We start from the raw sequence: 8,494 nt of genomic DNA, 5'->3' as shown, positions 1-8,494 counted from the left end.
ACTCCAAATATTGGCACTCCTCCAACTCAGCCAGAAGGCACAGATCCGAGTGTTGTCACTGTACCTGGGCAAGTATCGCTTTCTAATTTAGATGTTGGTTTTGAGATTACCAGCGATAGAGAAATAACTCTGAGTAAAAACAAATCTGTCCCAAATTTAGTCTTCACAGCACCAGCAGGTAGTGTTTTGCAAGTTATTGACAAACCAATTCCTCAACAGCAAGACTCTTTAGTGCATCTGCGAGTCTGTTCAGTTGCTAACAAGGCTCAACTAAACAATAGCACTGGACAAACACTTTTGGTGAAGAGGGGGGAAGACGGATGGATTCAATTATCCCAACTTCAGCGCTTAAATCCTTTTATTTCCGCACCGGGACAATCCGGGCAATGTCAAGTTAACAGCAAAGCTGCTGAGGATGTTGTTATTCAATCGCCACCTTCTGATGATGTTCTGCCCCAAAGGTGACATCAGTTATCGAAGCACAAGTAAAAAAAACCTAAAATAATAAAGGGAAGAATCAGAATAAAAAATCAGCAAGGCAGAAATATTTACCTTGTAAAATTGTTCTTGGAAATAATTTGATTAAACCTTTTAGTTTAATGAATCCATGCCATCCCTGAACCTGGCGATCGCCCGTCTCGTCAATACCAGCACCGACAACTTCGCCATTTGGGTGGTCAACGCACCCTATCCGAGTGGCTATGTTCTGCGTGACTGTGTATGGTCTCCACAGTTAACTCAAGCATGGAATGAGTGGCAAACATTTTTTGCCGGTCACGATCGCTTGGATCTTCCCCCCGGATCGACCCTTCCACCCAGCAATTCCCTGACTGTGGACTTGCTTTCACCCCCGAATGGTCAGACCGCCGGTCCTTACACTAGTCGTTTGATGCAACACTTGGGAATAAATCTGTGGCGTTGGGTATTTGACGGAGCTATTCTTGGTAGTCTAGAACGCAGTCAAGGCATTGCTATGGGTGAGCAGATACCTTTGCGCTTGCGCCTGGAAATTCGCGACCCAGACCTGATCGCCCTACCTTGGGAAATTATGCAGCCAAAAGCAGGTCAACCCGCAATTTCCTTTAGCAAACAAGTGTTATTTAGTCGCACAACCACGGAAGTAGACCCTCTGCCGTATTTGCGAATAAATCCAACTTTAAATATTCTGCTGGTTTTGGGATCTGACAAGAAACTTCAACTCGAACAAGAAGCAGTTATTCTCAAAAAAACTCTTTGCGATAGTCCTGTAGTCGGTAATTATTCTCAAGGATATGCACCATGTACGGTGACTACACTTTTGCAACCAACTCGACAAGAGTTGATTCAAGAGCTAGAAAGCAGAGAATATAATGTTTTATTTTATGCCGGTCATGGTCTGCCAGCACCAGATGGAGGTTTACTGTATTTGCAACCGGACATGACGCTCAATGGTATAGAATTGGCGCGAATATTGACGAGCAATAACGTAAATTTGGCGGTTTTTAATTCTTGTTGGGGAGCACAACCAGCTGCTGTAAATCGCCAAGCTATACCCTCTAGTAGTTTAGCAGAAGTGCTGATTCGTCATGGTGTGCCGGCGGTTTTGGCAATGCGCGATCAAATTCGCGATGATGAGAGTCTAAGTTTTATTCAAGCTTTTGCTCAAGCTTTGCGAAAGCGTTTACCAATTGATGAAGCTGTAGCAGAAGCAAGGCAACATTTATTAACAATTTATAAGTTCAATCAACCAGCTTGGACTTTACCAGTTCTCTATCTACATCCGAATTTTGATGGTGAACTGATTAAGAGCTTTGATGAAGGAATTACCGAACTGCCGGAAACGGCTATACCCAGTATAACTTCGTCGGCTCCAACTGCTTGTTTGCGATCGCTTGAGGGAAATGCAACCTGCTTATTGGCAACTGGTGTCACCCGCATCGGTCGCAGTGAAGACAATGATATTGTTTTCGCACAAAAGTGGGTTTCTGGATATCATGCAGAAATATTCTACCGGAATCATTTCAGCGGCGCTAGTCTCAAGCGAACTTATCACTTGGTAGATAAATCGAAATTCGGAACCTGGATTTTAGGCACTAAGGGTTGGCAAGAAATCCATCGCGAGGAAGTACCCTTAAAATCGGGAATGCAGCTAAAGTTTGGTAGTTCTAAAGGTGAAACTTGGCAGTTTATGATTGAAGCGAATTAGCTAAGGGACTCTTTACTGGGGATTTGAAGAGGGGTGCATGGGTGCATGGCTTCATCCCAATTGCCCCTTCGGGGTTCAAAGGCTGTACTTTGTCTGTCGGCAGAGCCTTTCCAACGCACTGGCTCACCAATTGCCCTTCGGGTTCGCCAGTTGCTTCAAGTCGGGAGAGCCTTGCGGCAGTCGCTCATGGGGGGAACCCCCAAGACCGCGCTGCCTTACCAACGCACTGGCTCACCAATTACCGCGTTCCCAATTGCCAATAACAAATAAATATGATTTATGCCACTATAACTTATCTGAAAAAACCAGATATCACTCTCAAGTAAATCCAATTTATTTTACGGAAATCAGATTCTTGCAGCTGTAGCTGTCAATATTGCTAAATAATCAATCGGGAGACGACAAATGGCTAAAAATATGAACGCTTCAGAAACTTTCCATCCCTTACCCTCTCAATTCGATTTAGAATTGTTGTCAGCTCTGCTGGAACCTGAAGATGCTACTTATCCCTGGAATCCTGCTGACGAAGAGTCAGAAATCTATTTTCGAGAACTAGAAGAACAGTTCGCTCAAGATTTAACAGATGAAGAACTAACAACTCATTCGCAAGCTTTTTACGGAAAACTTGACACGCTTTGGTCAGAAATTTCTGATTCTACGCACTACAATGATAATACAATTCATGTTACTTTAGCAAATCTTCAAAAAACTTTACATTCGGCTTTTGCTGCCAGTGTACCGCAAAGTTGGCTAAACGCGATCGCCCAAAAAGCATCAGAAATGTTAAACACCAGCCGATCAATTGGCGATCAATTATTAGTTGAGTGTGTTCAGACTGTACTACCAAGTTGGGAAACAGAAGACCTTTTAGTTCTAGCGCGTCCTTACGCTTATGCCATGCGAGGTAGCGAACCGCAAAACGCAGAATCTACAATCACGGAGATTAGCAATCGAGAGTGGACAGCTTTATCTCAAATCGAACAAGCAAAAGTTAGTTTAGCGATCGCTCACTATGCCTTCACCCAATTAAATAATTTTCAATCAGAAACCTAAATTTACAATTCGTTTGCATCTCGGTTCATGTGCCAAAGCAGCAGTGTAGCGCTTTCTAGCATTTATGTTGCTAGTGTAATAGGGCAGAAGGTACGAAGACTTGTACTGTCAGCTTTTAGTTTTTGTCTGAATGCCTGCGTTATCTTTACGCCTTACGTGCCATTCTCAGAATCTTTGAATTATCCTTCTCAAGGAATAGCTTCGCCAGCTTATCACAAAATTAAAATAGACGCTAGACAAGCGTCATCTACCCAAAGACATAAAAGATAATTGAAGTTCAACAAACGTAGTGCCTTGTAGGTAAAGCCTTCAAATAATTCAAAAGTACTAGTCCCCCAAGTCCTGTGCCAGACACCTCAAGGTCGGAGGCCTCCGCACAGAGAAAAGCTCCCCTTGTCAAGAAAGTCCCCCTTGTCCCCTATTTCTCATTTTGGTCCGACAAAGCGGGTAGCGAAATTTTGCGATCGCGTTGGAGATAGTACCCGTGCTTTGAGAATTGCTGCCATCAAAAAGGCGTAAGACAACACCCCAACCACCACCAAAAGTAAGGCATTGATAGACCCTGTTGCGTTCCACAAAGCGTGGAGTGCTGAAGCGCTAAGATAACCAACAGGCAAAATCTGCCAACTTCTGCGGGGCTTGAGAACAGCCAACCCGATAAAATACCCTAGATACCCGCTGTAAGCCATGTGTCCGGCAACAGAGCCTAAAATGCGAGGAATTAACAGTTGCAATCCTACTAGTTGACCAGCCGCTATCCCCGATTGTACTGAAGCATTTTCAGTAATGTAAGGTACATACTGTCCTAAAGTTTCTAACAACGTGAAACCTACGGCAGAAGCGGTTCCTAGAAGAATGCCATCTAGAGGTTCCCAAACGCCGACACGTTCGCGTAAAGGCGAGGGTAATAAGCGAGCGATCGCATACGCTCCTAATACTGGCAGCGCCTTCAGTAATTCCTCCATCAAGCCTGCGCCAAAAAAGTAACGTACCAGTAACTCTGTGAAGGTGCTTGTATCTTCAAAAGAGGGCAACTTACCAGGTAAGATACCGCGAAATACGAAGATAAATATATCTAACAAAGGACTGAGTAAAATCAGCGTAGTCGTTAATGCTGAAGCTAGTAGCACCCACCAAGGCTTTTGTTTGCCGCAAAGCTGATAGACAAAATAGTAAGCCGCGAAAGCGATGTAAGTAGCGACAATAACTTGATTGGCTTGCGGATGACCTACCGTGGCAAACATTAGTACTACAAAAACTACTGTCAGCATTCCCGGTATCAGGTATGCTTTACGAGTTAAATCTTTACCAGTAGAAATAATCGGAAACAGTTGAGTGAAGCTTACAGAATCTGGTTTTTGCATCGACTGGAGAGGAGTCGCCGGTGGTAACGGTTTAGAAGCAGGTTGCGACATCACCGTTGCTTGGGGGATGAGTTCGTACTCAAACAGTAATTCTGGACCGTCGTAACCTAAAGTTATGCGATCGCCTGGTTGCAATTCCTGAGTACCTTGCAAGCGTTTTCCATTTAAATAAGTGCCATTAGCACTATTTAAATCAGAAATTACCCAGCTAAATATTGCATCTGCGGATGAAGACACGGGACGAACCACCGCATGACGACGGGATACCATCCGATAGATCATGGCATCGAAGACAACTTGGCAATTGGGGTCGCGTCCAATTACCGCGTCTTTACTGGCAAGCAGCGAGTAGCGAGATGCTGACCCAAAAGCTGCTTCATTACCAGACACTAGCCGCAGAAAAGCATTATGTCTTGCGTTTTTCCCTGTCATTGAGTTAGAATTCGTTTCTCAATTAATTCGCTTAAATTATCACAGCAGCAGGACTTAACCGCAGCCACATCAACAGCAGCATTGCTAAATACAATATAGCCTCACTTACTGTTAAACAATTATAAATTTATAAATCCAAATTTAAGATAGTATTATCCCTGACAGGTAAGGATTCTGGCTATCTAAGGTGTAGAAGTGCATTCTTTTTGGTAAGCTGTATGAAGTTATAGCTCATAGTTTATCTGCTTTTAAGCACCCTATTAAAGTTTAAATTTATGCCAATTTATTAAATATTAGTAGTATTTACCAAGACTAATTGTATTTAAAAATATAAAAAATATAAAATTTTGTTGTAGAGACGTTCCGCAAGAGAGGCGTCTCTACGACGATATCAGTTGTTTTTTATTACTGACGAGCAACCTTTGACTACTGACTATCTCAAAACTTATAGACCAAGTACACTTAATTAACTTTCGCTACCTCTAGATGCTCTATCTTAGTACCCAGGAGTTTCAGGAATTCTGCCAGCCACCGGGGATGAGCAAGCCAAGCTTGAGCTGTAACTAAGTTACCATCAACTATTGCCTCATCAGCCAATACATCTACGTAAGTTCCTCCAGCAAGGCGTATGTCAGGACTACACGCTGGGTAAGCAGTACAACGTTTGCCTTGGAGTACATCAGCAGCCGCTAACAACTGTAAACCGTGACATATAGCAGCGATAGGCTTGTTTGCTTGGGCAAAGTGACGGGTAATTTCTAACACCGTGCGATTCAATCGGATATATTCGGGTGCGCGTCCTCCAGGAATTACTAAAGCATCGTAGGTTTCGGCTTTTATTTCCTCAAATGTGGCGTTTAAAGTAAAGTTATGACCAGGTTTTTCACTGTAAGTCTGGTCTCCCTCAAAATCGTGAACAGCAGTCCGCACCTTATCACCTGCTTTTTTATCGGGACAAACTGCATGGACAGCATATCCTACCATTTGCAACGCTTGGAAGGGAACCATCACTTCGTAATCTTCCACATAGTCGCCAACAATCATCAAAATTTTCTTTGTAGACATATTATTATTTCCTTGGTTAATTGTTAGTTGTTAGTTGTTAGTGGTCGGTTGTTGGGTGTTGGGTGTTGGGTGTTGGTTGTTGGGTGTTGGGTGTTGGGTGTTGGGTGTTGGGTGTTGGGTGCTGGGTGTTGGGTGCTGGTTGGTTTTTTTCTATCCACTATCCACTAACTAATATCTAAATTAAATTCGGCGATCGCTTTCGGAAAATTTTCGTTTTCATGTCCTGGACGACTAAGTTTAATTAGGGAAAAACGCTGCAAGTCAGTTAAATTTGCCCACTGTTGGGGTGTGATGCTTGTACCTATTTCTTGAGCTTTTTTCTGAAGGCTATCTGGTACAGTAGTCGCATCCATCCATGCGGGATGAGGTTCGATAAATAATGTTGCCGGTGGTGTGCCGCTACGTTGTAAAATCAAATTCTCAAGATACTCGCGATAAGCTTGAATTTCGCTTTCTGTGGTGCAAGGTAATTCCACTAAAGCTTCACGTTCCACTTGCGTCATATGACTCCAATCGGATAATTTCAGCTTGATACCACAAGTATCGAGTTTGTAGCGCACTTGCATAGGAATGCAACGTAGAGATTCAACAAAATCTGCCTCGAATTTAAAAAAGACTGCCATAATATTCCAGCGATGATTTAATATTTGGATTTAGAATTGCTGTAACGAATAATCCAATAACTGATTGATAAAGCGAAAATAGCAATTGCCAGTCCAATTACTTCAACACCATCGGTTTTTTCTAAATCTAGTATAATAATTTTCCGCGATACAGCAATCAAAGAAGTTACAATAACCAACTCAACCTGAACAACGTGTTTTCGCAGATAAGCTGTGATATTTTCTAATATTTCTAAAGCAATTAAAATATTTAGAAATAAACCAAATATTTTAAATAATGTTCTGTTTATTTCACCATATGCTGTTGTAAAAAGTTCTTTAATCAGAAGCACTCCCAAGTCAAAAATCGCTACCAAAATTACCAGCACCATCGCAACAGATAAAACTTTGGAAACTATCACCTCTATGCTTTCAATGTGGTGCATAAAGTTGTCATCTTTGGTAGCTTCTTTAAATTGCCTGAATAGCTTCCACATCTTCTGCACCCCCCTGTGAAGTAAAAAGTGAAAAGCAAAAACAAAAAAGAAAAACCCCATAGATAAATCTATAGGATGGAAAAAGGATGCCTTACCAATTCGCGCTTTGTATTTAGAAGGCGCTTTTTTCTTGTCTTCCATATCTCAAACTAGGAGACAGTCAATAGTCAATAATCAATAGTTACAAAAACTATTGACTATGAAATATTCACCAATTCCCCGGATCGGCAAACATATTGTGGTGTATGTCTAGCAGCTTATCATTCTCCGGGTGGCAGTTGATAATGATTATTTGAATGCGTAATATTGATTAATACAGAACGACTTTGAGCCGCCCTGTATTTTATCTGTACTTTCGTTAATAAATGCGTTAGATTGTCACCAAAGGTGGTAATGATGTCAGCCGACACCACTGGTTAATGAGACTTGCTTAGGCAAGGTATCAGAAAACTTTACTCAAAATATATTCAAATCTAATCAGGTGTAGTCTTTTTCTTGGGCTTGGGCAGTTGTGCAATCCACGCCCTAACTACATCAGAATTAGAGACACCTCGATTATCCGCTTCGTGTTGCAGCTGTAATAATTCATATTCTGTTACTCGTACTACTAATCTTTTATCTCTCATTATGTGCTACCATTTGGTTACACGCTAAGAATAACAGAATGCAGTTAGTAGAACAGCGAGTCATTAAGAAAAGCCATCCTGCGTGGGTGGGAATAGATGCGATGTCATTCGCCTCTAAAAACTTGTGGAACGCTGCTAACTACTGCATTCGTCAATCATTTATCTATGGTCATGGTGTACCGGATTACAACTCAATGGATAAGCTAATGCAGCCAAGCCAGGAGTACAAAGCACTGCCAGCCAAGGTTTCACAGCAAATCCTCAAATTGTTAGATAAATCCTGGAAAGGATATTTCAGAGCGATCGGACAATATAAATTAGACAGTACTAACTTTACAGGTAAACCAAAAATACCAGGGTATAAACCCAAGGATGGACGTTGTGTTTTGATTTTTACTGAGCAGTCCACATCAAAAAAGGTATTCAAGAATTCTGGGCAGATTAAACTCAGCAGTATTGATTACAACTTTGATACTCAGATTAAACAACCACAATACTGTCAGTCTCGCATCGTGCCAAAACTTGACCATTATGTTTTAGAAATAGTCTATGAGGTTAGCGACCATGAATTAAGTCAGAGTACAGAACGCATTGCTGCAATTGACTTGGGGATTAATAATTTGATGGCGGTTACATCAAACGTGCCAGGATTTAAACCTGTTCTCGTTAA

10 protein-coding genes are annotated in these 8,494 nt (G+C 41.9%); 5 read left to right on the top strand and 5 right to left on the bottom strand.

Features of this window, described 5'->3' with window-relative positions; all coding sequences use genetic code 11:
• From PI95_RS33760 to PI95_RS33745, 4 genes are all read left to right on the top strand, one after another.
• The coding region (locus PI95_RS33760) for a hypothetical protein (protein WP_163519437.1) at window positions 1-465 on the top strand (465 nt) is incomplete at its 5' end.
• Window positions 466-607: 142 nt separating this feature from the next.
• Window positions 608-2,185 (top strand): CHAT domain-containing protein, encoded by a 1,578-nt coding sequence (locus PI95_RS33755; protein WP_039741255.1) that lies wholly within the window; start codon window positions 608-610, stop codon window positions 2,183-2,185.
• A gap of 23 nt (window positions 2,186-2,208) precedes the next feature.
• Window positions 2,209-2,448, top strand: coding sequence for a hypothetical protein (locus PI95_RS33750; protein ID WP_163519436.1), 240 nt, complete (start codon window positions 2,209-2,211; stop codon window positions 2,446-2,448).
• Between the two features lie 142 nt (window positions 2,449-2,590).
• Complete coding sequence (locus PI95_RS33745) at window positions 2,591-3,238, top strand: hypothetical protein (RefSeq protein ID WP_039741257.1); 648 nt, start codon at window positions 2,591-2,593, stop codon at window positions 3,236-3,238.
• A gap of 425 nt (window positions 3,239-3,663) precedes the next feature.
• Here the strand turns inward: PI95_RS33745 and PI95_RS33740 are convergent, their stop codons facing one another.
• From PI95_RS33740 to PI95_RS33720, 5 genes are all read right to left on the bottom strand, one after another.
• A complete protein-coding gene (locus PI95_RS33740) occupies window positions 3,664-5,034 on the bottom strand; it encodes a PrsW family glutamic-type intramembrane protease (RefSeq protein WP_039741259.1) in 1,371 nt (456 codons plus the stop codon).
• 462 nt (window positions 5,035-5,496) lie between these two features.
• On the bottom strand, window positions 5,497-6,099 hold the full coding sequence (locus PI95_RS33735; RefSeq protein WP_039741262.1) for a DJ-1/PfpI family protein: 603 nt from the start codon (window positions 6,097-6,099) through the stop codon (window positions 5,497-5,499).
• Between the two features lie 164 nt (window positions 6,100-6,263).
• Window positions 6,264-6,722, bottom strand: coding sequence for a nitrate reductase associated protein (locus tag PI95_RS33730; protein WP_163519435.1), 459 nt, complete (start codon window positions 6,720-6,722; stop codon window positions 6,264-6,266).
• Between the two features lie 17 nt (window positions 6,723-6,739).
• On the bottom strand, window positions 6,740-7,198 hold the full coding sequence (locus PI95_RS33725) for a phosphate-starvation-inducible PsiE family protein (protein WP_039741636.1): 459 nt from the start codon (window positions 7,196-7,198) through the stop codon (window positions 6,740-6,742).
• 473 nt (window positions 7,199-7,671) lie between these two features.
• A complete protein-coding gene (locus tag PI95_RS33720; RefSeq protein ID WP_052324839.1) occupies window positions 7,672-7,824 on the bottom strand; it encodes a hypothetical protein in 153 nt (50 codons plus the stop codon).
• Window positions 7,825-7,862: 38 nt separating this feature from the next.
• Between PI95_RS33720 and PI95_RS33715 the strand changes: the two genes are divergently transcribed.
• Window positions 7,863-8,494: transposase (locus PI95_RS33715; RefSeq protein WP_163519434.1), on the top strand; the 632-nt coding region annotated here is incomplete at its 3' end.

It is taken from the genome of Hassallia byssoidea VB512170, assembly GCF_000817785.2.
Classification (GTDB): domain Bacteria; phylum Cyanobacteriota; class Cyanobacteriia; order Cyanobacteriales; family Nostocaceae; genus Hassallia; species Hassallia carrinoi.
Note: the sequence above shows the minus strand (reverse complement) of the source record. Positions and strands in the feature narration are given on the sequence as shown.